Raw genomic sequence first — 26583 nt, 5'->3', positions numbered from 1 at the left:
CCGGCCAGGATAGGCAGGCGTCGCGACCCCTCGCGTCACTCGCACCCTGGGGATAACCTGATCACCTGTCAACGGCCCTGGGGCAGTGGGACTCTGCCGCTCAGGGGGAGCAGGAGGCCGTGATGCGCGATCGCGCACATCTCATCGAGCTGCCCGACGGTACGGCGGTCTGGGCCCGGGTCTCCCGGCTGGACGTCGCCGGGGGAGCGGACGAGGAATACGACGACGTGGGGGCGTGGGACGCGCTCGGCGCGCGCGTCGAGGGGCTGCGGGACCTGGTCGGCGGGGTCGCGGCGAGCCTGCGCGAGGCGACCGAACGGGTGGCGCCGGACGAGACCAGTGTGACCTTCGGCGTCGAGGTGGCGGCCAAGCCCGGCCGGGCGGTGGCGCTGCTCGCGGACGGCGAGGCCAAGGCGAACCTGTCGGTGACGCTCACGTGGCGGAAGCGGGAGACGCCCGAGGCCGGCCCCGTCCCGGGGGAGGACGGCCGCGCCGACGGCCGAGGGCCGCACGACCCGGGTGAGTGATGGCGGCCCCGGAAGGCGGCCACGGGCCCGGACGGGGGGACCGCGCGGACCGCGAGAAGTACGCGCGCCTCCTCGGGCACGCCGGCCGGGCGACCGTCGCCATCCGTCCGGCGCCCGGTGTGACCCCGGCGCCGTTGTGGGGCAGCGGGGTCTTCGTCGCCCCCGGCTGGGTGCTGACCTGCGCCCACGTGCTCACCAGCGGCGACGGGCGGCGCCGCGCCACCGGTCCGGACGGGGAGATCGGCGTGGCGTTCGACGGCCGGGTGGTCGCCGCGCGCCTGGAGTACGACCTGAGCCGGCCGGCGCCCGTACGGGCAGCCGGGGAGGAGAGACCGGGAGCCCCGGGAACCCGCGAAGCCCCGGGAACCCCGGAAGCCTTGGGCGCCGGCCGGGAGGCGGCCGCCGGGAGCGGCCCGCCGCCCGCTCCGGGCCCCCGCGTGGACCTGGCCCTCCTGCGGCTCCTCGACCCGGAGGTCCCGCACCCGTGCGCCTGGCTCAGCGATCAGCCGGCCGCGCTCCTGGAGGACGCGTTCATCTTCCGCGGCCACGACCAGTACCCGCCCGGCGCGGCGGGGGCCCCGTACGACGCCGGTCGCGGCCCCGGTTCCGGCCCCGTCCCGGGCGCCGCCCACGTCCCGGGCGCCACGCCCGACCCGGGCGCCACCCCGGTCCACCCTTTCATCGCCGTCCGCTTCGGCGCCCGCGACGCCCGCGGCCTCCAGTTCGGCACCGACGTCCGCGTGACGCCGGGCGCGTCCGGCGGACCGCTGCTGGACTGCGACCGCGGCGAGGTCGTCGGCATCGTCAAGGGCAGCCACCGCGAGGACCGGCTCGGCCTCGCGGTGCCGGTCACCGAGCTGCGCGGGCTGGCGCCGCACCACCTCGTGCCGGGCGCCACCGGGCTCGGCGACGACCCGTACCACGCGCTGACGGGCCTGCACGACCGCTGGCACTGGGCCGGGCAGGACCTCGGCGGGCCGGGCGAGCCCACCTGGTTCGACGCCCAGCACGCGATCATGTCGGGGCGCGGCCGGCTGTGGGGCGTGCAGGAGCGCTTGCAGGCGCTCGACCTGCTGGCGTCGCTGCCCGCGCCCCGGGACCCGCTGGTGGTGGCCGCCGCGGTCGCCGAGGCGCTGGGCCGCGCGGACCCCCGGGGCCGTACCGGCCGGGCCGGGCCGTGGACGCTGCGCACCTGGCGGGACGGGCACGGGGCGCTCTACCAGGGCAGCGACCCGTACACGGAGCTGTGCGCCTTCGTGCACTATCTGCGCATCGTCGCGCAGCGCACGGCCGACGAGGCGCGGGAGGTCCCCGGTGACGAGGGCGTCGCGCTCCGCACGGCGGCCGAGCGGCTGGAACTGTTCGTGACGGCCAAGGCGGTCGTCCTGCTGCCCAGGGACCGGGAGCGCATCGGACCGGTACGGCGCCGCCCCGACGCGCTGCTGGTGGAGTTCGAGCCGCTGTTCTACGACGACGCGGGCGGCCGGCAGCTCTTCAACTGGTCGGTCAGCGAGGGATACGGGCAGGGCCGGTGGCAGCGCGTCGAGATCCAGGAGTCGCGGGACGGTGTGCCCTTCGAGCAGGCATGTGACCAGGTACTGCAACGACTCGGCCCCCGGCTGCTGCGCGCCGACGACGCGGCGGGCGGCGCACGGGTGCGTCTGGAGGTCGCGGTGCCGGAGGAGCGCTGGCACACGCCGGCGGACCGCTGGCGCGTACCGGCCTCGACGCGCCGGGCCGCGCGCCTGCGCCCGCTGGGCCCGGCACGCGCGGTGGTGCTGCGCGACCAGGGGCGCCGCCAGGAGGTGGACCCGGCCTGGCTGCGGCGCTGGCAGGGCCTGGCCGCGGCCGGGCGGCTGACCGCGCTGCGGGTGCCGGCCGGTCCCCGCGCCTCGGTGTCGGGGCTGTCACGGCTGCTGGAGGAGGCGGACGAGGGCGCGGTACCGGCGCTGTGCCGGTCGGTGGCGGACGGTACGGGGCTGGAGGCCGTCGGCTGGACCCTGGACACCGGCCACCCGGTCGCGCTGTGGCTCGCGGAGGGCCACGGCGAGCGGGACTGCGACCGGGTGTGCGACGAGTTCCACCGTGAGGTGTCCCAACTGCTCGGCGCGCCGAAGTCGGTCGCCGAGATCCCCGAACTGGTGCGGGAGCTGCGGGCCAAGGCTGCCGAGGGCGGCGTCTCCTGGGCCCGTGACCTCGTGCTCCTCTACGACGACCCGGACAACCCGATACCCCAACTCTTCTCCAGCACCACGCAATTGTCGCCCCCATGACGTCCCCCGAGACCGGAAAACGCCCCGCATCCTTCCGTCCGGCTGGCTACTGTCCTAGCGTCGTGAGAGATTGCTAGGGGGACGGGTCCGGGGGAGGGTGGGAAGCGGATGCCGACGCTTGCCGGGAATGCTCTTCCGCGGCCCCTTCGCCCCTGCCCGATGGCCGGCCGGCGACGAGGAGTTCCGACGTGAGCGACTGGCTCATCTACCGTGGCGCGGGGGCTCCGCACGACGGCATCGAGCAGTTACCACCGCCCCCTCCCTGGCGGGATTTCGACGGCGGCCCGCCGGTGGCGCCGCCCGCCGCCCTCGACCACGCCTCCGAGCGCAGGCTCGGCGTGCAGCGCCGCGAGGCCAGCTACCACCGGCCGGGCGAGACCGAGCGCGAGCTGGTCAACGCCGCGCTCTACCTGCGCCGTCCGCTGCTGGTCACCGGCGCCCCGGGCAGCGGCAAGTCCACCCTCGCGCATTCGGTCGCCTACGAGCTGGGCCTGGGCCGGGTGCTGAACTGGTCCATCGTCAGCCGCAGTTCGCTGCGCGACGGGCTGTACGAGTACGACGCCATCGGCCGCCTCCAGGACCTCCAGATCGCCCGCGCCGCCCAGCCGCAGCCCGGCCCCGGCCCGGCCGAGGGACGCCCGCGCACACCGGACGAGCCGGGCGGCGGCATCGGCCGCTACATCCGCCTCGGCCCGCTCGGCACGGCCCTGCTGCCCGCCGAGAAGCCCCGCGTCCTGCTCGTCGACGAGCTGGACAAGAGCGACATCGACCTGCCGAACGACCTGCTCAACGTCCTGGAGGAAGGGGAGTTCAGGATTCCGGAGCTGGAACGGCTGGCCGGATCCGCCCCCGAGGTGCCGGTGCTCAGCGACGACGGCGGCCAGGTCACCGTCCGCGACGGCCGGGTGCGCTGTCGCGCCTTCCCGTTCATCGTCCTGACCAGCAACGGGGAACGGGACTTCCCGGCCCCCCTGCTGCGCCGCTGCATCCATCTGAACATCCCCACGCCGGACCGGGAACGGCTCGCCGACATGGTCCGGGCGCACTTCGGTGAGAGCGCGGCCGCCGACTACGCGTCGCTGATCGACCGCTTCCTGGACCGCGAGCCCGGCGACGTGCGCGCCGTCGACCAGCTGCTCAACGCCATCCACCTGACGCAGAAGGCCGGCTGGGCGGACGAGGACGAGGAGGAGACGCGGCGGCGCCTGACGGCCGAACTGCTGCGGCCCCTGGATCGGACCAGGTGACCCGCGGTGCCGGCCGGCGGACCGGGCTTCGGCCCTCTCGGTGAGATCGTCGCGCGGCTGCGCGCGGCCGGGCTGCCCGCCGACGCCCGCTCCATGGCGGACGCGCTCTGGCTGGCCCGGTGGATCACCCCCGCGCCCTCCGGGGGCGACGAGGAACCCGCCGACGGGACCGTTCCGGCCGCCACGCAGAGGCCAAAACCAGCCACATTCTCCGTGGACCCCCGCAGCCGCGAGCCGGCCCGCGACACGCCGACCCGTACGGAGCCCGCCGCGCGTGACCGCCCCCGCCGCCCGGAGGTGGACCTGCTGCCCGCGCAGGACGACCGTGCCCTCGGCCCCGGCCAGGGGCGGCTGGGCGAGGTCGGCATTCCCGTCGCCTCCGCCTTCCCCGGACTGCTGCCGCTGCAGCGCGCCCTGCGGCCGGTCCAGCGCTACCACCCACCGGTCGCCCCGGCCCGCCAGGAGCTGGACGAGGACGCCACCGCCGACCTCTCCGCACACGCCGAACTGATCATCCCGGTGCTGCGCGGCGTCCGCCGCCGCGCGGCGAGCCTGCGGCTGCTGATGGACGGCTCCTCCTCCATGGCCGTGTGGGAGCAGATGCTGCACGACCTGCGGCAGGTCTGCGAACGGGTCGGCGCCTTCCGCGACGTCACGGTGCACTACCTCCACCCGCACGGCGACGAGGTCGGCGTCGCCGCCGGCCCCGGCCGGGACGCCCCGCTGCGCCCCGCCGACCAACTGCACGACCCCACGGGCCACCACCTCACCCTCGTCGTCAGCGACTGCGCGGGCCCGCTGTGGCGCGACGGACGCATCCAGCGGCTGCTGTACCGCTGGGCGGCCGACGCGCCGCTCGCCGTGGTGCAGCCGCTGCCGCAGCGGATGTGGGCCCGCACCCTGCTCCCGGCCGTCGCGGGCACCCTCGTGCGGCGCCAGGGCCCGTACAGCGCCCTCGGCTTCCGGCCCGCCCGGCGCCGCCGCCGCGCCCCGTCCCCGAGCGGGCACCCGCAGGGCGACGTACGCGAGCGCGCCGTGCCGGTCCTGTCGGCCGCGCCCGCCGCCCTCGGCTCCTGGGCCCGGCTGGCCGCGGCAGAGTCGGGCCTCTCGCTGCGCGGCGCCGCCGCCGTCGTCCGCTGCGACCACGGCCTCGGTACGGACCTCGCCCACCGCGCCGAACGACCCGAACCCGGCCGCCTGGTGAGCGACTTCGAGCAGATCGCCTCCCCGGACGCCCGGCACCTGGCCGTGCACCTGTCGGCCGTACCGCTCGCCCTGCCCGTCATCCAGCTCGTCCAGCGCGCCATGCTGCCCCAGACCGGCCCCGCCGAACTGGCGGAGGTGCTGCTCAGCGGCCTGGTCGAGCAGCTGCCCGACCCGCCGGGCGGGTCCGCCCGTGACGGCGCGGCCGGCGGCCCCTGGTACGAGTTCGCACCCGGCGTACGGGACGAGCTGCTGAGCCGCCTGAGCGCCGGTGAGGCGGCCCTCGTCCTCAAGCACTGCTCCCTGTACATCGAGCGCACGTTCGGCCGCAGTGCCCGGAACTTCCCGGCCGTGGCGGTCGCCATGCTCTCCGGCAGCGGCCGGGAGCCGGCCACCGGGCAGCGTGCCGTGCCCGAGCCGTTCGCGCGGATCTCCGAACGGGTCCTGCGCCGGTTCGAACCGGCCCTCAGGACGCCCGTCCCGCCGCCGTACGCGCCCGACGGGCCCGCCGCCGAGGGCGCCGCGCTGCTGGACCGCTACGAACAGGGCGGCACGGTACGCGACTTGATCGAAGCGGTGCGCCTGCTGCGCGCCGCGACCCGGCAACTGCCCGCCGCGGGCACCGACCTCGCCCGCGCGCTGCTGCACGGCTGGGCGGAGTGGCGGCAGCCGGACGCCCTGGAAGAGGCGGAACGGTCGGTCCGGGCGGCGGCGGAAGCCGTCGGCGGCGACGACCCGGCACGGACGCCGGACGGGGACGGCGACGCACGCGTCAGAGCCCTGATCGTGCTCGCCCGGGTGCGCTACGCCGGCGCGCAGGAACGCGGCGCCGCGGGGTACCCGGACGGTGAACGGAGCGCGCTGGAGGACGCCGCGCGCCACCTGGACGCCGCCTGCGGGCTGATGGGCCTGCTGGACCCCCGCGTATTGGAGAGCATGGTGCTGCGTACCGAAGTGCTGCGGCGGCTGGCCGCGCTGCCCCCGGCCACCGGAGCCGCCGGGCGCCCCGGCGACCCGCTCGACGAGGCCGAGCACGCCCTGACCACCCTCCTCGAACAGTGGCCCAGCGGCGAACAGGTGCCCGGCGAGATCTACGCCGCCCGCGGCGGTGTCCTGCTGGACCAGGCGCGCCGCGCCGCCGGCACGGACACCGGCACCGAGGCGTACACCGGTGCGCTCGCCCTGCGCGCCACCGCCGACCTGGACACCGCCACGGTCCTGCTGCGGCGCAAGGGCGGCACCGCCGACCGCAAGGTCTGCGAGACGCTGCTGGAGCTGGCCCAGGCCCGCTCGCTGCTCGGCGCCGGCACCGGGCCGGACGCCGTCCTGCCCGTCCTCGCACGGGCCCGCGCCCTCGCCCGCGAACTGCGCGACCCGGCCCTGGAGGCGGAGAGCCTGAGCCGTACGGCCGCCGCGCACCGCGCCGTGCACACCCGCACCGGCGACGCCGGCGCCCTGGACAAGGCGATCGAGGCGCTGGCCGCCGCACTGCGCCTGACCACCCCCGACTCGCCCGAACACAGCTCCCTGCTGGCCGAGCGCGGCGCGGCCCTGCTGCTGCGCGCCCGGCTGGAGTCCTCCGGCGAACAGGGCAAACGGCTGGCGAACGAGGCGGTGCACGTCCTGCGCGAAGCGCTCGGCCGGGTCGCCCCGAACGACCCCGAACTGGGCTCCCACCGGCTGCTGTTCGGCCGTGCCCTGCGGCTGCGCCACGACCGGCAGCCCTCGCTGGCCGACCTGCACGAGGCCGACTGGGTCCTGGAGCTGGCCGCGCGCAGCTCGCCCGACCCGGCCGTCGCCGCCGAGGCCTGGCTGGAGGTCGGTGACGTCCAGCTCGCGCTCGACCGGCGCTTCGGCTCCCGGGAGCGGCACGACCGCGCCGCCGCCTGCTACCGCCGGGCCGCGGCCGACGCCGACCGCGCGGGCAGCCCCCTGCTGGCGGCGCGCGCCCACCACCGGCGGGCCGGGGTGCTGGAGGACACGGCCGGACCGCAGGCAGCCCTGGTGGCGTACCGGGAGAGCTGGGAACAGTGGCAGCACGCGTCCGAGGAGAACGGCCCCGAGGCCCGGCGCACGAGGGAGCGGATGCACGCCCTGGTCCCGTCCGAATGACCGGCTGACCCGGCCGGTCCGGGTGTTTCCGTTCCCGGACGCGCGGGAAACACCCGTCCACCCGGACCAGAGGAGAACAGCGTGGCGACAGTCCCCGTCACCGGTACGGCCCCGGCCGCACCGGCCGAGCCGTCCGGCCCGTCGGCCGAGCCACTGCCGGACTTCGGCGGTGTCGATGTGGCCGCGGTGGCCGCAGGGACGGACCACCGGGTGCTGGGGGAGGTGACGGCCCTCCTGCTGCGCACCTGGGTCCCCGCCGAGCGGGCGGTGGCGTACTACGACGACGGCCCGGGGGACCCCGAAGACGACCGCTGAGAGGCGTGCGCCGACCGCGCCTGAGCAGCGGTATCCGGACAACCAGGCCGCGTATCCGGCCAGTTGTCGATGCCCTGTGCATGTCTCCCGGCGGCCGAGCCATGTATGGCGACAGCGGGCCGGCTCCGGGGTGCCCGGATGTCGGACGCGGGCAGGGGGGCGGCGTCGTGGTGTGCCAGAGCCTTGAGCGGGCCGCGATCCCCTTCCGGCAGTTCGTCCTCAAGACGCACAGCCGCTGCAACCTCGCCTGCACCTACTGCTACATCTACACGAGCCCGGACCGCAGCTGGCGCGAGCGCCCGCCGCACGCCCCGCCCGGCACCGTACGCCAGACCGCCCGGCGCATAGCGGAACACGTGCGCGCCCACGGCCTGGACGAGATACGCATCGACCTGCACGGCGGCGAGCCCCTGCTCACCGGCCCGGGGCCGCTCCTCGACCAGGCGGCCGCGCTGCGCGCCGAGCTTCCCGCCGGCTGCCGCGCGCACCTGGGCGTACAGACCAACGGCACCCTCCTCACCCCGGCGGCCCTCGACACCCTGGCCGGCGCGGGCTTCCGTGTCGGCCTCAGCCTGGACGGCGGTACCCCCGGCCTCAACCGCCGCCGCGTCGACCACGCGGGCCGCCCCTCCTGGCCCGCGGCGTCCCGCGCCGCCCGGTTGCTGGCCGGCCGCCCCGGCGTCTTCGCCGGCATCCTGTGCACCGTCGACCTCACCTCCGACCCCGCCCGGGTCTACGGCACGCTGCGCGCACTCGGCCCGCCGATGCTCGACTTCCTCCTCCCGCACGCCAACTGGACCAGCCGCCCGCCGCTGCCGCCCGGCCCGGCGGGCCCCACCCCGTACGGCGACTGGCTGTGCACCGTCTTCGACCTGTGGTGGGCCGAGCGGGAGCCGGCGCCCCGCGTCCGCCTCTTCACCGAGATCATCGGACTGCTGCTGGGCCGCCCCAGCACCAGCGAGGCGGTCGGCCTGTCACCCGTCGTCGCGCTCATCGTCGACACCGACGGCGCCATCGAGCAGGTCGACTCCCTCAAATCGGCGTACGAGGGCGCCGCCGCCACCGGCCTGGACGTCTTCCGCAACAGCTTCGACGAGGCGCTCCGCCACCCCGGGATGACCGCCCGGCGGCTGGGTGCGGACGGCCTGTGCGACCGGTGCCGCGGCTGCGCGCTGATGGCGGTCTGCGGCGGCGGCAACTACGCCCACCGCTACCGGGCCGGCGGCAGCGGCTTCCGTAACCCGTCCGTGTACTGCGCCGACCTGGAACGGGTGATCCGGCACATCGCCGCCCGGCTGGACGCCGAGGTCCGTGCGGGCCGACCGGCCCCACCGGTCCCCGCGCCGACCGCCGTGTCCGTCAACTGGCGTACGGCGAACAAGACCTGACGTGGCGTCGCCGTGCGGGGCGATACTTGGGCTATCGTGCCGAACAGCCAGCTCGCGCCCGCGCGAACCACCGCATACCGAGGAGACGGTCGCATGGTCGATCAGTCCGGTAACACCGGCTCCGCAGAGCACATCACCATCAGCTATGCGGGCTTCAACCGGCCGTGGGCGGCGTGGATTTCGCACCAGCTGGAACAGCTCGGCCACGGCACCACCATGCTGCGCTGGGACCCCCCGGCCGACAGCCCCCTCACCGAGGAGCTGGCCGGTCTGCTCGCGGCCGAGGGCCGCCTGCTGATGGTGCTGGACGACTGGTACTTCAAACTCGGCCCCAAGACGCACGACGAGTGGACGACCGCCCTCCAGGAGGTCGTACCGGACCACGCCGACCGGTTCGCCGCCGTCAGCGTCGCCACCCAGCGGCTGCCCGCCACCGCCTCCGTGCTGCGCCCCGCCGACCTGCGCGACCTGGACGCCGTCGAGGCCAACCGCCGCGTCCTGAACCGCCTCGGCGTCCCGGCCGGCGCCCGCCGCCCCGCCGAGCCCGCCGCCAACGCGCCGCGCTTCCCCAACGACCCGCCCGAGATCTGGAACATCCCCCGCCGCAACAACCGCTTCACCGGCCGCGACACCGCGCTGGAGGAGCTGCACGGCAAGCTGGCGGGCCCGGTGCCCGGCAGCGGCCAGCCGCTGGAGACCCGGATCGCCCTGTACGGCATCTCCGGCGTCGGCAAGAGCCAGATCGCCGCCGAGTACGCCCACCGCTTCGGCAACGACTACGACGTCGTGTGGTGGATCAGCGCCACCAACCGGGGCGCGGCCCGCGAACAGCTCGCCGAGCTGGCCACCCGTCTCGGGCTGCCGGTCGGCCAGGAACTGGGCGACCGCATCCGCGCCGTCCACGAGGCGCTGCGGATCGGCCGCCCGTACCGCCGCTGGCTGCTGATCTTCGACAGCGCCGACGACATGGAGCAGATCGAGGACCTGGTGCCGGACGGCCGCGGCCACGTCCTGATCACCACCCTCACCCGCGACTGGTCCGGCTCCGGCAGCGCCCAGGAGATCGAGGTGCTGCCCTTCGCCCGGATCGAGTCCGTCGCCTACGCACGGCGGCGCGCGCCCCGGCTGACCACCATGGAAGCCGACCTGCTCGCCGACGCCGTGCAGGACCTGCCGCTGCTGCTCGCCCAGACCGCCGCCTGGCTGGACGCCAACCCGATGGCGCCCAAGGAGTACATCGAGCTGATCCGCCGCGGTGAGCCGAGCCTGGTCGGCATCCGCATCTCCACCGACTACCCGATGGCCTTCCAGACCAGTTGGGCCATAACGCTGAACACGCTGCGCGAACGCAGCCCCGCCGCCGTCGAACTGCTCAAACTGTTCGCGTTCTTCGCACCGGACGCGATCCCGGTGCCGATGCTCGCCCGCGCCCGCCGCGGCGACCTGCCCGAATACCTCGCCGACCTCGCCGCCGAGCCCATCGCCTGGAACACCGCCCTGCGCCGGCTCACCGAGTCCACCGCCGTACGCCTGGACTACCAGGTCGCGCAGACCACCACGGACCCCGCCGTGGAGATCGCGCAGATGCACCGGCTCTACCACCGCTTCCTGCGCAGCGACATGGCGGAGGACGAGCGGGACGCGATGTCCGCCACGGCCTGCCGGGTGCTGGCCACCGCCGACCCGCAGAGCCCCTCCGACACCCGGACCTGGGAGCAGTACGCCGCCCTCATCCCGCACCTGGAGCCGGCCGGTGTCCTGGACAGCCCGGAGACCGCCGTTCAGGAACTGCTGCTGAACTGCGTCGAGTACCTGCGGGTCCGCGGCGAGTACCGCATCGGCCTGCGGCTGTGCGAACAGTTCCTCTCCCGCTGGCGCAACCGCATCGCCCCCACCCAGCGCACCATGCTCGTCGTCACCCACCAGCACGCCAACATGCTGCGCAGGCTGGGCCGCTACCGCGAGGCCGAAGCGGTCGGCAGCGCCATCGTCGAGGAACTGGCCGCCGAACGGGAGCCGGGCGACGGCGCGCTGCTGCGCGCCCAGGACGGCCTCGCCGGCACCCTGATGGCGCTGGGGTCCTACGGGCAGGCGCTGGAGATGTTCGAGGCGGTCGTCCGGGGCCGTACGGAACTCCTCGGGCCCGAGGCGCCGCTCACCCTCTCCTCACGCAGCAACCTCGCCTCGGCGCTCAGTGCCCTGGGCCGCTACCAGGACGCCCTCGAACTCTTCGGCGAAGTGCTGCTCGTCTGGGAACGCGAACTGCGCGCCCGCCACCACCTCACCCTCGGCGCCGCCTACTCCTACGCCCGGATGCTGCGCCTGCTCGGCCGCTACACCGACGCACTGTCCCGCCAGGAGCTGAACGTACGGCTCTACCGGCAGATCATGGGCAAGCACACCCCGCTGACCCTGCGCGCCGAGCACAACCTCGCGCTGTGCCTGCGCCGCTCCGGCGCCGTCACCCAGGCCGACGCCCTGATGGGCGACGTCGTCGAGCGCTCCCGCCGGGTGCACGGCCCCCGGCACCCGGAGACGCTCATGATGCAGGCCAACTACGCCACGTTCCTGCGCGAGCACGGCGACCTCGGCAAGGCCAGGGAACTGGGCGAGGAGGCCGCCGAGCGGTACCGCACCCTGGTCGGCGAGGCCCATCCGTTCGCGGTCGGCACGCTCGGCAACACCGGACTGGTGTGCTGGGAGTTCGGCGAGCGGGACAACGCGCTGGCCATCGCTGAGGAGGCGCTCCGGGGCATGACCCGGGCGGTGGGCGCCGACCACCCCTGGACGCTGGGCTGCGCCCTGAACGCCGCCGGCGCCCGCAACCGCGTCGACGACGAGGAGAGCGCCGCACAGCTCAGCCGGGAGACCCTGGAGCGCGCCAAGCGGGTGCTCGGCGACACCCACCCGCTGACGCTCTCCGCCAAGACGGCGCTCGCCGACGACCTGCGGGCGCTGCGGCGCGGCCAGGAAGCCTCCAAGCTGGAGCAGCAGGCCGTACAGCAGCTCAGGGAGACGCTGGGGGCCGAACACCCGCACACCCTCTCCGCCCGCCGCAGGCGCCGCCCGTACTGGGACTTCGAACCCCAGCCGGTCTGACCCCGCCGCACGGAACGGCCCGGGGCCCCGCAGCGAACGTCGGTCGTTCGCGGCGGGGCCCCGGGCCGTCACACCCGTGCGTACGGGTTACGCGTCGAACGCCTCGGCGATCAGCGCGGCCTGCTCGGCCTGGTGGCGCTTGGCGGAACCCACGGCCGGCGACGAGGAGTGCGGCCGCGAGATGCGGCGCAGCCGCTCACCGTGCGGCACGTCGGCGCCGACGGACAGGTCGAGGTGGTCGATCAGGTTCAGACCCAGGAACGGCCACGCACCCTGGTTCGCCGGCTCCTCCTGCACCCACAGGTACTTGCCCGCGTTCGGGTACTTGGCGATCTCCGCCTGGAGCTCCTTGCCGGGCAGCGGGTACAGCCGCTCGATACGGACCAGCGCCGTGTCGAACGCGCCGCGCTTGACCCGCTCCGCCTCCAGGTCGTAGTAGACCTTGCCGGAGCAGAAGACGACCTTGGTGACGTCCGCGGCCTTCGCCGCGTCGTCCGAGATCACCGGACGGAAGCCGCCCGTGGTGAACTCCGCCGTCTTCGACGCCGCGGCCTTCAGACGCAGCATCGACTTCGGGGTGAAGACGACCAGCGGCTTGTGGTGCGGGTTGTGCACCTGCCAGCGCAGCAGGTGGAAGTAGTTCGACGGGAGCGTCGGCATGGCGACGGTCATGTTGTTCTGCGCGCACAGCTGGAGGAAGCGCTCGATACGGGCCGAGGAGTGGTCCGGGCCCTGGCCCTCGTAGCCGTGCGGCAGCAGCAGCGTGACGCCGGAGGTCTGGCCCCACTTCTGCTCCGCCGAGGAGATGAACTCGTCGACGATGGTCTGCGCGCCGTTGACGAAGTCACCGAACTGCGCCTCCCACATGACCAGCGCCTCGGGACGGGCGAGCGAGTAGCCGTACTCGAAGCCCATCGCCGCGTACTCGCTCAGCAGCGAGTCGTAGACGTTGAAGCGCGCCTGGTCCTCGGACAGGTAGAGCAGCGGGGTGTAGTCCTCGCCGGTCTCCCGGTCCACCAGCACCGCGTGGCGCTGGCCGAAGGTGCCGCGGCGGGAGTCCTGGCCCGAGAGGCGGACCGGGGTGCCCTCCATCAGCAGGGAGCCGAAGGCGAGGGTCTCGCCCGTACCCCAGTCGATGGTGTCGTCCTCCACCTGGGCCGCGCGGCGCTGCAACTGCGGCAGCAGGCGCGGGTGGACGGTGACCCGCTCCGGGATGTTGACCTGGGACTCGGCGATCCGCTTGACGACCTCCTGGGAGATCGCGGTGTCCACGGCGACCGGGAACTCGGCCTGCGGCTCCGGCACCTCGGGGGCGGCCGGGGCGGTGGTGGCCTCGCGGACCTCCGTGAAGACCTTCTCCAACTGGCCCTGGAAGTCCTGGAGGGCCTGCTCGGCCTCCTCCAGCGTGATGTCGCCGCGGCCGATCAGCGACTCGGTGTAGAGCTTGCGCACCGAGCGCTTCTTGTCGATCAGGTCGTACATCAGCGGCTGCGTGAAGCCCGGGTTGTCGGTCTCGTTGTGACCGCGGCGCCGGTAGCAGATCAGGTCGATGACGACGTCCTTGTTGAACGCCTGGCGGAACTCGAAGGCGAGCCGCGCGACCCGCACCACGGCCTCCGGGTCGTCACCGTTCACGTGGAAGATCGGCGCCTCGATCATGCGGGCCACGTCCGTGGCGTACATGGAGGAGCGGGCCGACTCCGGCGCGGCGGTGAAGCCGACCTGGTTGTTGATGACGATGTGCACCGTGCCGCCGGTGCGGTAGCCGCGCAGCTGCGACATGTTCAGCGTCTCGGCGACCACACCCTGGCCCGCGAAGGCCGCGTCGCCGTGGAGCTGGACCGGCAGGACGGTGAAGTCCGTGCCGCCCTTGCCGATGATGTCCTGCTTGGCGCGGGCGATGCCCTCGACGATCGGGTCGACCGCTTCGAGGTGCGAGGGGTTGGCGGCCAGCGAGACCTTGATCTGCTCGCCGTCCAGGCCGGTGAAGGTGCCCTCGGCGCCCAGGTGGTACTTCACGTCGCCGGAGCCGTGCATCGACTTCGGGTCGAGGTTGCCCTCGAACTCGCGGAAGATCTGCGCGTACGACTTGCCGACGATGTTGGCGAGCACGTTCAGACGGCCGCGGTGGGCCATGCCGATGACGACCTCGTCCAGGCGCGACTCGGCGGCCGAGTCGATGACCGCGTCCAGCAGCGGGATGACGGACTCGCCGCCCTCCAGGGAGAACCGCTTCTGGCCGACGTACTTCGTCTGGAGGAACGTCTCGAACGCCTCGGCGGAGTTCAGCCGGCGCAGGATGCGCAGCTGCTCCTCGCGCTCCGGCTTGGAGTGCCCGCGCTCGACCCGGTCCTGGATCCACTTGCGCTGCTTGGGGTCCTGGATGTGCATGAACTCGATGCCGGTGGTGCGGCAGTACGAGTCGCGCAGCACGCCCAGGATGTCGCGCAGCTTCATCATGGTCTTGCCGGCGAAGCCGCCGACGGCGAACTCGCGCTCCAGGTCCCACAGCGTCAGCCCGTGCTCGATGATGTCGAGGTCGGGGTGCTTGCGCTGCTCGTACTCCAGCGGGTCGGTGTCGGCCATGACGTGGCCGCGCACCCGGTAGGCGTGGATCAGGTCGAAGACCCGGGCCGCCTTGGTGACGTCGTCGTCGTGGCTGACGTCGATGTCGCGCAGCCAGCGCACCGGCTCGTAGGGGATGCGCAGCGACTTGAAGATGTCGTCGAAGAAGTCGTTCTCGCCGAGCAGCAGCTGGTTCATGATGCGCAGGAACTCGCCGGAGGCGGCGCCCTGGATCACGCGGTGGTCGTACGTGCTGGTCAGCGTCATGACCTTGGCGATGCCCAGCTTGTTCAGGGTGTCCTGCGAGGTGCCCTGGAACTCGGCCGGGTAGTCCATCGCGCCGACGCCGATGATGAGGCCCTGGCCGGGCATCAGGCGGGGCACGGAGTGGACGGTGCCGATGCCGCCCGGGTTGGTCAGCGACGCGGTGACTCCGGTGAAGTCGTCCATCGTCAGCTTGTTGTTGCGGGCGCGGCGGACGATGTCCTCGTACGCCTGCCAGAACTCGAAGAAGCTGAGCGTCTCCGCCTTCTTGATGGCGGCGACGACGAGCTGGCGGTCACCGTTGGGCTTCACCAGGTCGATGGCCAGGCCCAGGTTGACGTGCTCGGGCTTGACCAGGGTCGGCTTGCCGTCCTTCTCCTGGAAGGAGTAGTTCATCGACGGCATGGCCTTGAGGGCCTGCACCATCGCGTACCCGATGAGGTGGGTGAAGGAGACCTTCCCGCCACGGGCGCGCTTGAGGTGGTTGTTGATGACGATGCGGTTGTCGAACAGCAGCTTCACCGGGACGGCGCGCACGGACGTGGCCGTGGGCAGCTCCAGAGAGGCGTTCATGTTCTTCGCCACGGCGGCGGAGGGGCCACGGAGGGTGACCAGTTCCGGGCCTGCGGGCGCCTCGTCGGGCTTCACATCGTCCTTCTTGGCAGCGGGCTTGGCGGTGGGCTGAGCGGGCTTCGCGGGTTCGGCCTTCGCCGGGGCGGCCTTGGCGGGCGCCGGGGCGCTCGCGGCAGGCCGGGCCGGAGCGGCGGGCTGCGCGGCGGCGGGCTGTGGCGCGGCGGGGGCCGCCGGCGTGCTCGGCGCCGCGGGGGCGGCCTGGGCCGTTCCGGCGGCGGGAGTGGCGGGGCTGCCGTCACTCGCCGGGGCCGACGCGGCGGCGCCCGCTCCCGGCTTGTAGTCGGCGAAGAAGTCCCACCAGGCTCGGTCTACCGAGTTCGGGTCCTGGAGGTACTGCTGGTAGATCTCGTCGACGAGCCACTCGTTCGGACCGAACGCGGCAGCAGGGTTCTTACCCTGCCCCTCTTGGTCAGTCGAAGTGCTCGAACTGTTGGGGGACTGTGGCGACACGGCGGCAACCGCCCTCTTCCGCTTCCTAAGGTGGTGGACAGCGGGAATAAAGGCTACGCCTCTCGGGACCTTTGGTGCAGTCCGGGGCCGTCAGTCGTCGTGCACGTCACATTCGGCAAGGGGTTTCGAGGCATGACTCGACGGGAAACACACCAGGTTTGCCTGCGTTCGGGTACGCGGCATCGCCGCCGCACCCACGGAGTGTGTGCTTCCACCACCGACCCTACGACACCCGGCGTCAACCTCGAACGGAGTCGCTTCCCGGAAGGGTGACGCGGATACGGCAGCCGCGCGGCGATTCGGCCACCCGGATCCGTCCCCCGTGCAGATCCACCGCCCAGCGCGCGATCGCCAGGCCCAGCCCCGTACCGCCGTCGCTGCCCGGACCCGACGCCGCCGGGTCGCCCCGGTTGAACCGTTCGAAGACGTGGTGCCGCTCGGATTCCGGGATGCCCGGGCCCTCGTCCTGCACCTCCAGCTCCAGGCCCCCGGGCGTCTCGCCGCCCCGTGCCAGCACCGTGACCCGGCCGTGCCGCGGGCTGTGCTTGATGGCGTTGTCGATCAGGTTCGCCACGACCTGGTGGAGCCGCTCGGCGTCCGCGTACGCGGCCAGTTCCGGCGGCGAGACGTCCAGGTGCAGATGGACGTCCGTACGGGTGTGGGTGCCGGAGCCGGCGAGCCCCCGGAGCGTGGAGGCGCCGCGGCTCATGTTGGCCTCCTTGAGCACCCCCGACAGGTACGGCCACACCTCGAAGCGGCGGGCGTGCAGCGGCACCACGCCGTTGTCCAGCCGCGACAGGTCCAGCAGGTGCTCCACCAGCCGCCCCAGCCGCTCCGTCTGCTTCAGGGCCGTCCGCATCGTCTCCGGATCGGGCTCGCAGACCCCGTCCACCACGTTCTCCAGGACGGCGCGCAGGGCCGCTATCGGGGTGCGCAGCTCGTGCGAGACGTTGGCGACCAACTCCTTGCGGTGGGTGTCCACCGCCTCCAGATCGGCGGCCATCCGGTTGAACGCGTCGGCCAGGTCGCCGAACTCGTCGCGCCGCCCGCCGCGCACCCGCCGGGTGTAGTCGCCGTCCGCCATCGCCCGGGTCACGTCCGTCATGTCGTCCAGCGGCGCCGTCAGACCCTGCGCGACGAACTGGGTGACCAGCAGCGAGGCGATGATCGAGAAGACCGTGATGACCCGCAGCTCGGTGTCGGAGTGGATGGCGACGAACACCAGCAGCGTGGTGATGATCACCGAGACGATGACCAGCGCGCCGAGCGCCGCCTTGACCGAGCGGTACGGGTCCAGCGGGCGCAGCCCCTCCCAGACCCGCCGCCAGAACGGGACCCAGACCCGCTCCCGCAGGGCGGCCGGACCGTCCCGCAGACTCTCCCTGGCCCGGTCGCGGGCCTGGCGTCCGGCCCGCTCCTTCTCGGCGGCCGGCCGGCGGCGGGTGGGGGCCGTCATACCGGCGGGGTCTCCAGCGCGTACCCGACACCGTGCACCGTACGGATGCGCTCCGCACCGATCTTGCGGCGCAGCGCCTTGATGTGGCTGTCGACCGTACGGGTGCCGGAGGCGTCCGCCCAGTCCCACACCTCGGCCAGCAACTGCTCACGGGAGAGCACCGCGCGCGGCGTGTTGGCCAGACACACCAGCAGGTCGAACTCGGTCGGTGTCAGGTGCACGTCGGTGCCGCGCACCCGCACCCGGCGCTGCGCGTGGTCGATCTCCAGCTCGCCCAGGCGCAGGATGCCGCTGCGCGGGGTGTGCGCGGCCAGCGCCGCCCGCTCCACGCGGCGCAGCAGCACATGCACCCGGGCCGCCAGCTCCCGCATGGAGAACGGTTTGGTCATGTAGTCGTCCGCGCCGACCCCGAGACCGACCAGCATGTCCGTCTCGTCGTCCCGCGCGGTGAGCATCATGACGGGCACCGGGCGCCGCGCCTGCACCCGGCGGCACACCTCCAGCCCGTCGAAGCCCGGCAGCATCACGTCCAGGACCAGCAGGTCCGGCTGCCACGCCTCGGCGGTGTCCACCGCGGCCGGGCCGTCGGTGGCCGTCTGCACCTGGAAGCCCTCGGCGCGCAGCCGGGCCGCGATGGCGTCGACGATCGTCGGGTCGTCCTCCACGACGAGGATCCGGCGCTGGGCGCCGGGCGTGGCCGCGGCGGTGCCGCCCTGGGTGGTCTGCGTCTGATCCATCGCCCGCCCCTGCGTGTCCCCGTGCTGCATGGTCGCGTACTGCTGGGCAGCAGCGTAAGGGCAGGGTATGACCATCGGCTACGCGCCCTTGCGCGCGAGGTGCACCACGTCGGGGACGCCTCGGACAACGGGGATCTCTTCGGTACGTACGCCGGTGAACCCGGCATTTCGCAGCGCTTCTTCGAACGCGGACGACGGCTGCGCCGACCACACCGCGAGCACGCCGCCGGGCGTCAGGCGCGCCCGGCAGGCCGCCAGACCGGCGGGGGAGTAGAGGCCGCCGTTGTCCTCCGTGACGGTCCACTCCGGCCCGTTGTCGATGTCCAGGCACAGCGCGTCGAACGTGCGCGGCCCGGCGCCCTCGCGCACGTACGCGACCAGGTCGGCGGCGACGATCTCGGTACGGGGATCGGCGAGCGCCGCCCCGGACACCGCCGACAGCGGCCCGGCACGGTGCCAGTCGATGACCGCGGCCTCCCGCTCCACCACCGTGATCTGGCCCCATCGGGCCTCCTCCGCCGCCCTGACCAGGGAGAACCCGACCCCGAGCCCGCCGATCAGCACACGGTGCGGTGCCTCCGTGCCCCCCAGCTCCGCCAGTGCCGCGTCCACCAGCAGCCGTTCGGACCGCCCGTCCGAGGTGTCCATCAGAAAACACCCGTTGGCGATGATCTCGAAGTGCTCGCCCCGCTGCCGCAGCACCACCTCCCCGTACGGGCCCTCTCGGCGGTCGAGGACCCGCGGTCCGCCGCCGGGCGCGGGCGGGCCGGACACGTGCACGGGGTGGTCGGGCATGGCGTGCGCGGGATGAGACATGGCGGCCATCCTGGCCAACCGGGGCGGGACGGGTCCAACCGGTTTACGGACCGGACCGGGCCGCGCCGCCCGTGACGCAGGTCACGGGCACAGCTCGCTCATGGGTTGAACGTGCAGGCTGTCCCGTACGTAGATCCTCAGTGGCGGACGCCCCGACGGCGCCGACAGCCACGGACGGAAGGGGCCAGCCACCAGTGAGCCGGGTGAACACGGCAGCAGCCTCCGCAAAGACGCCACCCGACGAGGGAGCCCCCACTGCCCGAACGGCCCCTTTCGCGGGAGGCGGGGCCGATGAGGCGGCGCCGCTGGAAGGGGTGCCGCTGGAGGGGGTGCCCAGGCAGGGGGCGAGGGCCGGGGCGGGCGGTGGCGTCGGCGCCGGGGCTGCGGCGGTCGCCCGTCCCGCGCCGGTCTCCGGTGGGGTGCCGTCCGCCGATTCCGTACCGGCTTCCGGGGGTGTGCCACCCGCCGGTTCCGCGCCGGCGACGGGGCCCGTTCCGGTGTCGCGGCCGACGTGGCCCGGCCGGAGCCCGAGCCGGTGGCCCAAGCCCTGGCGCCTGCTCCCCGGCCCCCTCGCCACCCCCTTCACCTTCGGCTACACCCTCCTCCTCGTCGCGACCTCGCTCTTCGCCGAGCACGCCGACCCGGAACTGGTCCACAGCCTGCTCCAGGCCTCCAGTACGGACGTCGAGCACCTGGCGCAGGCGCCCCTGCTGGTGCTCGTCGCCAGCGCCCTGTGGATCGCCGGCGGTCCGACCTCCGCGTACGCCGTCGCCTTCCTGGTCGTCCTGACGGCCCTGGAGCGCCGGGCCGGCGCCCTGCGGACGGCCGCGGTCTTCTTCGGCGGCCACGTGGTCGCGACGCTCGCCACCGAACTCCCGGTCGGTGCCGCGGTCGCCCTCGGCCACCTCCCCGTCGACTCGCTGCAACGCCTCGACTACGGCATCAGCTTCGGCGTGATGGCCTGTACCGGCGCGCTGGCGGGCCTGCTGCCCGGCTGGGTCCGGTGGCCGCTCCTGGCAGGCGTGACCTGGTTCGCCGTCAGCAATCTGCTGCTCTCCGGCGACCCCGTCAGCGACTCGGGCCACTTCCTCGCCCTCGTCCTCGGAACCCTCACCCGGCCCCTCCTGCGACGCTCCCGCGGGCCTCGCCCGGCGGCGATTGACAGTGGGCGTTGCTAGCTTCCTGAGCACGCTTCTCCACGGCTTCACGGGGAGGTGGAGCGAGGGTTGCACCCGGCCGCGGAGGCCGGGGCCCCGCTCCGTCAGGAAGAGGCATCCGTCATGCGCATGATCTTCGTGAACCTGCCGGTCAAGGACATCGCCGTGTCCCGCGAGTTCTTCACCCGCCTCGGCTTCGCCTTCAACCCCGACTTCTCCGACGAGCACACCCTGTGCATGGTCGTCGAGGAGAACATCTGCGTCATGCTCCTCCAGGAGGACCGCTTCCGGGACTTCATCAACGGCGACATCAGCGACGCCGCGAAGACGAAGGAAGTCCTCACGTGTCTGTCCTGCGACAGCCGGGAAGAGGCCGACGCCACCCTGGCCAAGGCGTTGGCCGCCGGCGCGAGTGCGTGGAAGCCGGTGATGGAAGCGGGGCCCATGTACGGCGTCAGCTTCCAGGACCCTGACGGGCACGTCTGGGAGTTCATGCACATGGCTCAGGGCTGAGCGCGCGCGGGCGCGCTTCGCGCGAGGTTTTGTGCTGACGCACGGCTCGCATTGGTTGCCATCTCTCCCCCGGCCGGAGGCTGGGGGAGAGTGACCCCGGAGTGGCCCCGAGCCCCCACCCTCCGGCCCCATCGCGCACGACGCGCACCCCACCAGCCCCCACCAAAGGGCCCGGCAGCGCCACCCCAAGCCCGTCCGGCGATTGAGGACAACAGGAACCCCAGCCACAACGCCGCGAGAGTGATCGCTCACAGCGAACAGGGACCAGGGAACATCCGCGCACCCCCAAGCATTGAGTGGGTATTGCTCAACTTGCCTGCCGAAGGGGAGATCATGGCTTCGACGTCCACCTCGCTCACTCTGCCCGTGCTGCCCCTCGACGACGAGGTCGTGCTGCCCGGCATGGTGGTGCCGCTGGACCTTTCCGAGGCGGACGTACGGGCCGCGGTCGAGGCCGCGCAGTCCGCCGCCTCACCGGGTAACAAGCCGCGCGTGCTTCTTGTGCCGCGGATCGACGGCGCGTACGCGGCGATCGGTGTGCTCGGCCGCGTCGAGCAGGTCGGACGGCTGTCCGACGGCGACCCCGGCGCGCTCATCCGCGGGCTCGGCCGCGTGAAGATCGGCGCCGGGACCACCGGCCCCGGCGCCGCCCTGTGGGTGGAGGGCACCACCGTCGACGAGACGGCGCCCGAGCCCCTGCCCGGGGCGGTCACCGAGCTGGTCAAGGAGTACAAGGCGCTGGCCACCGACTGGCTCAAGAAGCGCGGCGCCTGGCAGGTCGTGGACCGCGTCCAGCAGATCGAGGACGTGTCGCAGCTCGCGGACAACTCCGGTTACTCGCCGTTCCTGAGCACCGAGCAGAAGGTGCGGCTGCTGGAGACCACCGACCCGGTGGCCCGCCTGAAGCAGGCCACCGAAGCGCTGCGCGAGCACCTCGCCGAGCAGGACGTGGCGGAGGCCATCGCCAAGGACGTCCAGGAGGGCGTCGACAAGCAGCAGCGCGAGTTCCTGCTGCGCCGCCAGATGGAGGCCGTCCGCAAGGAGCTGGCCGAGCTGAACGGCGACCCGGAGGACGAGGGCGAGGACTACCGCGCCCGCGTCGAGGCGGCCCGGCTGCCCGAGGACGTCCGCAAGGCGGCCCTCAAGGAGGTCGACAAGCTGGAGCGGTCCAGCGACCAGAGCCCCGAGGGAAGCTGGATCAGGACCTGGCTGGACACGGTGCTGGAGCTGCCGTGGAACGAGCGCACGGAGGACGCGTACGACATCCCCGGCGCCAAGGAGGTCCTGGACGCCGACCACGCCGGTCTGGAGGACGTCAAGGAGCGCATCACCGAGTACCTGGCCGTGCGCAAGCGGCGCGCGGACCGTGGTCCGGGCCTGGTCGGCGGGCCGGCAGCAGGGGCATCGCGCAGCGATTCCGGCAAGGGTGGCGGTGGGCGACGGGCGGGCGGCGCCGTGCTGGCGCTGGTCGGGCCGCCCGGCGTCGGCAAGACGTCGCTGGGCGAGTCCGTGGCCCGTTCCATGGGGCGCAAGTTCGTCCGGGTCGCGCTCGGCGGCGTACGGGACGAGGCGGAGATCCGCGGCCACCGGCGTACGTACGTCGGCGCGCTGCCCGGCCGCATCGTGCGGGCGATCAAGGAGGCCGGCTCGATGAACCCGGTCGTCCTGCTCGACGAGATCGACAAGGTCGGCTCGGACTTCCGGGGCGACCCGGCCGCCGCCCTCCTCGAAGTCCTCGACCCGGCGCAGAACCACACCTTCCGGGACCATTACCTGGAGGTCGAGCTCGACCTGAGCGACGTGGTCTTCCTGGCCACCGCCAACGTCCTGGAGGCCATACCGGAGCCGCTGCTCGACCGCATGGAGCTGGTCCGGCTCGACGGTTACACCCAGGACGAGAAGGTCGTCATCGCCCGCGATCATCTGCTGCCGCGCCAACTGGAGCGGGCCGGGCTGGAGCCCGACGAGGTCACGTTCACGGACGAGGCGCTGCACAAGCTCGCCGGTGAGTACACCCGCGAGGCGGGCGTACGGAACCTGGAGCGGGCCGTCGGGCGGCTGCTGCGCAAGGTCGCGGCCCAGAGCGAACTGGGCGAGCGCGAGCTGCCCTTCACGGTCGGCGTGGACGAACTGCGCCCGCTGATCGGGCGCCCGCACCACACCCCCGAGTCGGCGCAGGACCCCGCCGAACGGCGCACGTCCGTACCCGGCGTGGTCACCGGCCTCGCGGTCACCGGCGCGGGCGGCGACGTGCTGTACGTGGAAGCCTCGCTCGCCGACCCGGAGACCGGCGCGTCCGGGCTCCAGCTCACCGGCCAGTTGGGCGACGTGATGAAGGAGTCCGCGCACATCGCGCTGTCCTTCCTGCGCTCGCACGGCGCGGAACTGGAGCTGCCGGTCGGTGACTTGAAGGAGCGCGGCGTCCACCTGCACGTACCGGCGGGCGCGGTACCGAAGGACGGCCCGAGCGCGGGCGTGACGATGACGACGGCGCTGGCCTCGCTGCTCTCCGGGCGGCAGGTGCGCCCGGACGTGGCGATGACCGGCGAGGTCTCACTGACCGGGCGGGTACTGCCGATCGGCGGCGTCAAGCAGAAGCTGCTCGCGGCGCACCGGGCGGGCATCACGACCGTGGTCATCCCCAAGCGCAACGAGCCGGACCTGGACGACGTCCCCGCCGAGATCCTGGAGAAGCTGGACGTCCACCCGGTCTCCGACGTCCGCCAGGTCCTCGACCTGGCCCTGACCCCGGCCTCGGCCCCGGCCGCCCCGGAGGTCCCGGTCGCGGCGTGACGGACGCGATCGGCCACAGCGGCCCGGAGCCCCTGACACGGGGCGCCGGGCCGCGCGTGTCCCGGTCACCGTGCGTAACGTCGTACTGCGCGACTGCCCGCACATCGCGGCGGTGGGGAGGAGCGCACGGTGACCGTCGAGCTGACCGACAACAGGATCGAGATCGAGATGGCCGACAGCGACGTGCTCAGCCCGGACATGATGTTCGACTGGCTGGAGCGGATGCCCGTCCCCGAGGGCTACAAGGCAGAGATCGTCGAGGGGGCCGTTTTCATGTCGCCGCAAGGGGACAACCACTGGGACATCATCGCCGCGATTCACGATCAATTGAGGTCCCACCACCCGCGGAAGCGAGTGAAGTCCGGTGCCCGCTTGGACTTCCCCGGCCACCTCAACGGTTTCGCTTGCGACGTGGTCGCGCTGCGGGACGGTGCGGAGAAGGACGACAAGGGGCGCTGGCGGTACCAGGACATCGAATTCGTCGCCGAAGTCATCTCCAGGGACACGTCGCGCAACGTCCATGGCCCCAAGAAGGACGCTTACGCCATGGCGGGAGTGCCCGTCCACCTCATTGCCGATCCGTACCTGGGGCAGTGCCACCTTTACACGGCCCCCAAGGACGGCACCTACCGCCTCGGTCCGGCCATCAAGTCCGGCGACCCGGTCGACCTGACCGACACGGTCGTCGGCCTCTCGCTGGACAGGCGGAATCCGGCCGGGAGTGACGGCGCATCGACGCATGAGCCGGGTGACGGCAGCGACCGCGCTTCAAGCTGTCGGACGGGGCGGAGCCGGACGGCGAAGGGCATTGGCGTTATCGGGACGTCGAATTCGTCCTTGAGGTCATCTCTCGTGAAACCGGGCCCTACGATTACGGGCCGAAGAGAGCCGCCTGTGCCGAGGGCCATGTCCCCGTCCACCTGATCGTGGACCCCCGTACACCGCGAAGTGGCACCTCCACGCCCTCCCCGAGAACGGCGCGTACCGGTCGCGGCTGAGCGGGGAATTCGGCGCTCCCGTCGGCCTGACGAGCACGGCACTCGGGCTGACGTTGGAAACCGACGGGTTTCCCCGGGGCTGCCGGCGATGAAGGGGCCCCGGCGGTATCCCGCCCCGGGACCCACCGCCTCATCCGTCAGCCAGCGCCCTCAGCCGCTCGTACGACCCGTTGAACCGGTTCCGGTCGCCGACCGTGGGGCCCGACGACGTGTACTGCCAGACGGTGTGGAAGGCCCAGCCCGCCGGGAGTTCGCCGGCCGAGGAGCCGTAGCGGGGGATCCACAGGGGGTTGACGGAGCCGAAGCCGGCGTAGTTGCCGGTGCACTGTTTCCACCAGGTGGTGGAGGTGTAGATGAGGGCGTCCCTGCCGGTGCGTGCCTTGTAGGTGGCGAAGAAGTCCTTGATCCAGCCGACCAGGCCGGCCGCGCTCTTGCCGTAGCAGGTGGAGCCGTACGGGTTGTACTCCATGTCGAGGGCGCCGGGCAGGGTGCGGCCGTCCTTGGACCAGCCGCCGCCGTGGTCCACGAAGTGGTCGGCCTGGGCGGCGCCGCCGGAGGTGTCCGGGGTGGCGAAGTGGTACGCGCCGCGGATCATGCCGACGTCGTAGGAGCCGTTGTACTGCTGGGCGAAGTACGGGTTGGTGTAGCCGGTGGACTCGGTGGCCTTCACGTAGGCGAAGCGGACCCCGGAGTCCCACAGGGTCTGCCAGGGGACGTTGCCGTTGTGGCTGCTGACGTCGACACCTTCGACGGAGGCGAGGGTGGGCGGTGGCGCCTCGCCCGGCGCGTCGCCCTCGTGGCGGGCGACCTGGGAGCCGGCCCAGTCCAGGCCGGGGTGGGCGGGTTCGGGGACGGCGCCGTACGGGGCGGCGCCGGCGGTGCCCGGCAGCCCGAGGAGGAGGGCGGCGACGGTGAGGAACGTCCCCGCCAGGGCCGCGAAGGAGCGCGGGCGGCGGACGGCGGGGCGGCCGGATCTGTGCACGGGCATACGTGCCTCCGAGCATCTCGGTGAACTGACCTGAGGGGGCCGGCCGGGCGGGCCACGGCGCGCCGCGGGGCGCGCGGAGCCGAACGGGGGGAAACGAGGGGAGTGGCGCGGCCGTACCGGGCTGTGTGGTGTGAGCATGCCAAGAACGTGCCGCTGACGGTACGCGCGTAGATGCACAGGGCAAAGAGGGGAGCCGGGCTTCCGTTGGTCTAATCCTGCGAAATACTGGACAAGCTGCGGCTTCGGCCGCCGCCGCAGGAAACTTTCACGGTACGGAAAGCGGGAGAGGGCGCCGACGTGCACAACACCAGACCCGACAGCGTGGCAGGGACGGACGAACCCGGTGGTGTGGACCAGGTGTTCCTCTCCCTGGAGCGGGAGCTGGCGGTCTTCCTGCGCCGTGCCCGGGCCACCTCCGGCGAGCTGGCCCGGGAGGTGCACCCGGAGCTGGAGGCGGCCGCGTACGGCCTGCTCGTCCGCCTCGCCGACGCGGGGCAGCAGCGCGCCACCGAACTGGCCGGTTACTTCGGCGTGGGCAAGGCGACCATGAGCCGGCAACTGCGCGCCCTGGAGGACCTCGGTCTGATCGACCGCGAGCCGGACCCGGCCGACGGCCGGGCCGTGCTGGTCCGCCTCACCGACGAGGGGCACGACCGGTTCGGCCGGGTACGCAACAGCCGCCGCGCCCAGTACGCGCGGCGGCTCGCCTCCTGGGACCGCCGCGAGGTCGCGGAACTGGCGCGCCTGCTCCACCGGTTGAACGCGGAGCAGGACGCGGAAGAGGGGTGCGGGGCGGCCGCCAGGGGCGAGCGCGGCGGCAAGGGCGGGAACGGCTGAGCGCCGGCGGGCCGGGGGCGGGCGCGCCGCGCCGGGCGGCGGGCGCGGGGGCGGGGGGCCGGCAGGCGCGCCGCGCCGGGCGGGCCCCCGGGGCCGCCCGGGGGGCCCCCGCGCGCGCCGCGGGGCGGGGCCGCGCGCCGGCGCTCAGCCGGCCGTCCGTGGCGGCCGCCTCCTCCGCGGGCGGCCGGCAGCGTGTACGGGACCCTCCGCAC

Annotated in this window: 16 protein-coding genes and 1 pseudogene; 12 read left to right on the top strand and 5 right to left on the bottom strand. The window is 73.4% G+C overall.

What is annotated here, in order from left to right:
- The first annotated feature begins 122 nt into the window (after positions 1 to 122).
- The 7 genes from AB0A97_RS09095 to fxsT all read left to right on the top strand — a co-directional run bounded on the left by AB0A97_RS09095 (position 123) and on the right by fxsT (position 12164).
- Complete coding sequence (locus tag AB0A97_RS09095) at positions 123 to 527, top strand: CU044_2847 family protein (RefSeq protein ID WP_361146642.1); 405 nt, start codon at positions 123 to 125, stop codon at positions 525 to 527.
- Positions 527 to 2800: a trypsin-like peptidase domain-containing protein gene (locus AB0A97_RS09090; protein WP_361146639.1), complete on the top strand. Its 2274-nt coding sequence runs from the start codon at positions 527 to 529 to the stop codon at positions 2798 to 2800. The genes AB0A97_RS09095 and AB0A97_RS09090 overlap by 1 nt, the downstream gene beginning before the upstream one ends.
- Positions 2801 to 2988: 188 nt before the next feature.
- Positions 2989 to 4047, top strand: coding sequence for a MoxR family ATPase (locus AB0A97_RS09085; protein ID WP_361146636.1), 1059 nt, complete (start codon positions 2989 to 2991; stop codon positions 4045 to 4047).
- 6 nt (positions 4048 to 4053) lie between these two features.
- On the top strand, positions 4054 to 7362 hold the full coding sequence (locus AB0A97_RS09080; RefSeq protein WP_361146633.1) for an SAV_2336 N-terminal domain-related protein: 3309 nt from the start codon (positions 4054 to 4056) through the stop codon (positions 7360 to 7362).
- A gap of 81 nt (positions 7363 to 7443) precedes the next feature.
- The gene (locus tag AB0A97_RS09075) at positions 7444 to 7677 is read left to right on the top strand and encodes a YxD-tail cyclophane-containing RiPP peptide (RefSeq protein WP_361146632.1); all 234 of its coding nucleotides are present in this window, start codon (positions 7444 to 7446) and stop codon (positions 7675 to 7677) included.
- 167 nt (positions 7678 to 7844) lie between these two features.
- Positions 7845 to 9065 carry an FxsB family cyclophane-forming radical SAM/SPASM peptide maturase gene (locus AB0A97_RS09070; RefSeq protein ID WP_361146629.1) on the top strand — a complete coding sequence of 407 codons (1221 nt, stop codon included), beginning with the start codon at positions 7845 to 7847 and terminating at the stop codon, positions 9063 to 9065.
- A 93-nt stretch (positions 9066 to 9158) separates the two neighbouring features.
- Positions 9159 to 12164, top strand: a complete 3006-nt coding sequence (gene fxsT, locus AB0A97_RS09065; protein WP_361146626.1) for an FxSxx-COOH system tetratricopeptide repeat protein — start codon at positions 9159 to 9161, stop codon at positions 12162 to 12164.
- 87 nt (positions 12165 to 12251) lie between these two features.
- Here fxsT and AB0A97_RS09060 read toward each other — a convergent pair whose 3' ends face one another.
- The 4 genes from AB0A97_RS09060 to AB0A97_RS09045 all read right to left on the bottom strand — a co-directional run bounded on the left by AB0A97_RS09060 (position 12252) and on the right by AB0A97_RS09045 (position 19064).
- Positions 12252 to 16076 (bottom strand): multifunctional oxoglutarate decarboxylase/oxoglutarate dehydrogenase thiamine pyrophosphate-binding subunit/dihydrolipoyllysine-residue succinyltransferase subunit, encoded by a 3825-nt coding sequence (locus tag AB0A97_RS09060; protein ID WP_361146623.1) that lies wholly within the window; start codon positions 16074 to 16076, stop codon positions 12252 to 12254.
- A 238-nt stretch (positions 16077 to 16314) separates the two neighbouring features.
- Positions 16315 to 17532 carry an ATP-binding protein gene (locus tag AB0A97_RS09055; protein ID WP_361146620.1) on the bottom strand — a complete coding sequence of 406 codons (1218 nt, stop codon included), beginning with the start codon at positions 17530 to 17532 and terminating at the stop codon, positions 16315 to 16317.
- The gene (locus tag AB0A97_RS09050; RefSeq protein ID WP_031001263.1) at positions 17529 to 18269 is read right to left on the bottom strand and encodes a response regulator transcription factor; all 741 of its coding nucleotides are present in this window, start codon (positions 18267 to 18269) and stop codon (positions 17529 to 17531) included. Before AB0A97_RS09050 ends, AB0A97_RS09055 begins: the two co-directional genes overlap by 4 nt.
- A gap of 78 nt (positions 18270 to 18347) precedes the next feature.
- The gene (locus AB0A97_RS09045; protein ID WP_361147363.1) at positions 18348 to 19064 is read right to left on the bottom strand and encodes a spermidine synthase; all 717 of its coding nucleotides are present in this window, start codon (positions 19062 to 19064) and stop codon (positions 18348 to 18350) included.
- Between the two features lie 440 nt (positions 19065 to 19504).
- Here AB0A97_RS09045 and AB0A97_RS09040 point away from each other — a divergent pair, with 440 nt between their 5' ends.
- From AB0A97_RS09040 to AB0A97_RS09025, 4 genes and pseudogenes are all read left to right on the top strand, one after another.
- The gene (locus tag AB0A97_RS09040) at positions 19505 to 20263 is read left to right on the top strand and encodes a rhomboid-like protein (protein WP_361147361.1); all 759 of its coding nucleotides are present in this window, start codon (positions 19505 to 19507) and stop codon (positions 20261 to 20263) included.
- Between the two features lie 102 nt (positions 20264 to 20365).
- Entirely contained in the window at positions 20366 to 20755 is a 390-nt protein-coding gene (locus AB0A97_RS09035; protein WP_361146618.1) for a VOC family protein, read from the top strand.
- Between the two features lie 333 nt (positions 20756 to 21088).
- On the top strand, positions 21089 to 23548 hold the full coding sequence (lon, locus tag AB0A97_RS09030) for an endopeptidase La (RefSeq protein WP_361146615.1): 2460 nt from the start codon (positions 21089 to 21091) through the stop codon (positions 23546 to 23548).
- A gap of 168 nt (positions 23549 to 23716) precedes the next feature.
- Positions 23717 to 24247 (top strand): annotated as a pseudogene (locus AB0A97_RS09025) (Uma2 family endonuclease); the annotation flags it as partial.
- A 429-nt stretch (positions 24248 to 24676) separates the two neighbouring features.
- Here AB0A97_RS09025 and AB0A97_RS09020 read toward each other — a convergent pair.
- The gene (locus tag AB0A97_RS09020; RefSeq protein WP_361146613.1) at positions 24677 to 25534 is read right to left on the bottom strand and encodes a lysozyme; all 858 of its coding nucleotides are present in this window, start codon (positions 25532 to 25534) and stop codon (positions 24677 to 24679) included.
- A 297-nt stretch (positions 25535 to 25831) separates the two neighbouring features.
- Here AB0A97_RS09020 and AB0A97_RS09015 point away from each other — a divergent pair, with 297 nt between their 5' ends.
- Positions 25832 to 26371, top strand: a complete 540-nt coding sequence (locus tag AB0A97_RS09015; protein WP_361146610.1) for a MarR family transcriptional regulator — start codon at positions 25832 to 25834, stop codon at positions 26369 to 26371.
- Positions 26372 to 26583 lie beyond the last annotated feature (212 nt).

This window comes from Streptomyces sp. NPDC045470 (assembly GCF_040646595.1).
GTDB lineage: Bacteria > Actinomycetota > Actinomycetes > Streptomycetales > Streptomycetaceae > Streptomyces.
The sequence above is the reverse complement of the archived record's forward strand: the minus strand, read 5'-3'. Positions and strand labels throughout refer to the sequence as shown.

Excerpts from the sequence above, each read along its gene's own strand:
- AB0A97_RS09095 (WP_361146642.1), top strand. The coding sequence starts at position 123 with ATGCGCGATCGCGCACATCTCATCGAGCTGCCCGACGGTACGGCGGTC.
- lon (WP_361146615.1), top strand. The coding sequence starts at position 21,089 with ATGGCTTCGACGTCCACCTCGCTCACTCTGCCCGTGCTGCCCCTCGAC.
- AB0A97_RS09055 (WP_361146620.1), bottom strand. The coding sequence starts at position 17,532 with ATGACGGCCCCCACCCGCCGCCGGCCGGCCGCCGAGAAGGAGCGGGCC.
- AB0A97_RS09020 (WP_361146613.1), bottom strand. The coding sequence starts at position 25,534 with ATGCCCGTGCACAGATCCGGCCGCCCCGCCGTCCGCCGCCCGCGCTCC.
- AB0A97_RS09035 (WP_361146618.1), top strand. The coding sequence starts at position 20,366 with ATGCGCATGATCTTCGTGAACCTGCCGGTCAAGGACATCGCCGTGTCC.
- AB0A97_RS09090 (WP_361146639.1), top strand. The coding sequence starts at position 527 with ATGGCGGCCCCGGAAGGCGGCCACGGGCCCGGACGGGGGGACCGCGCG.
- fxsT (WP_361146626.1), top strand. The coding sequence starts at position 9,159 with ATGGTCGATCAGTCCGGTAACACCGGCTCCGCAGAGCACATCACCATC.
- AB0A97_RS09045 (WP_361147363.1), bottom strand. The coding sequence starts at position 19,064 with ATGCCCGACCACCCCGTGCACGTGTCCGGCCCGCCCGCGCCCGGCGGC.
- AB0A97_RS09050 (WP_031001263.1), bottom strand. The coding sequence starts at position 18,269 with ATGGATCAGACGCAGACCACCCAGGGCGGCACCGCCGCGGCCACGCCC.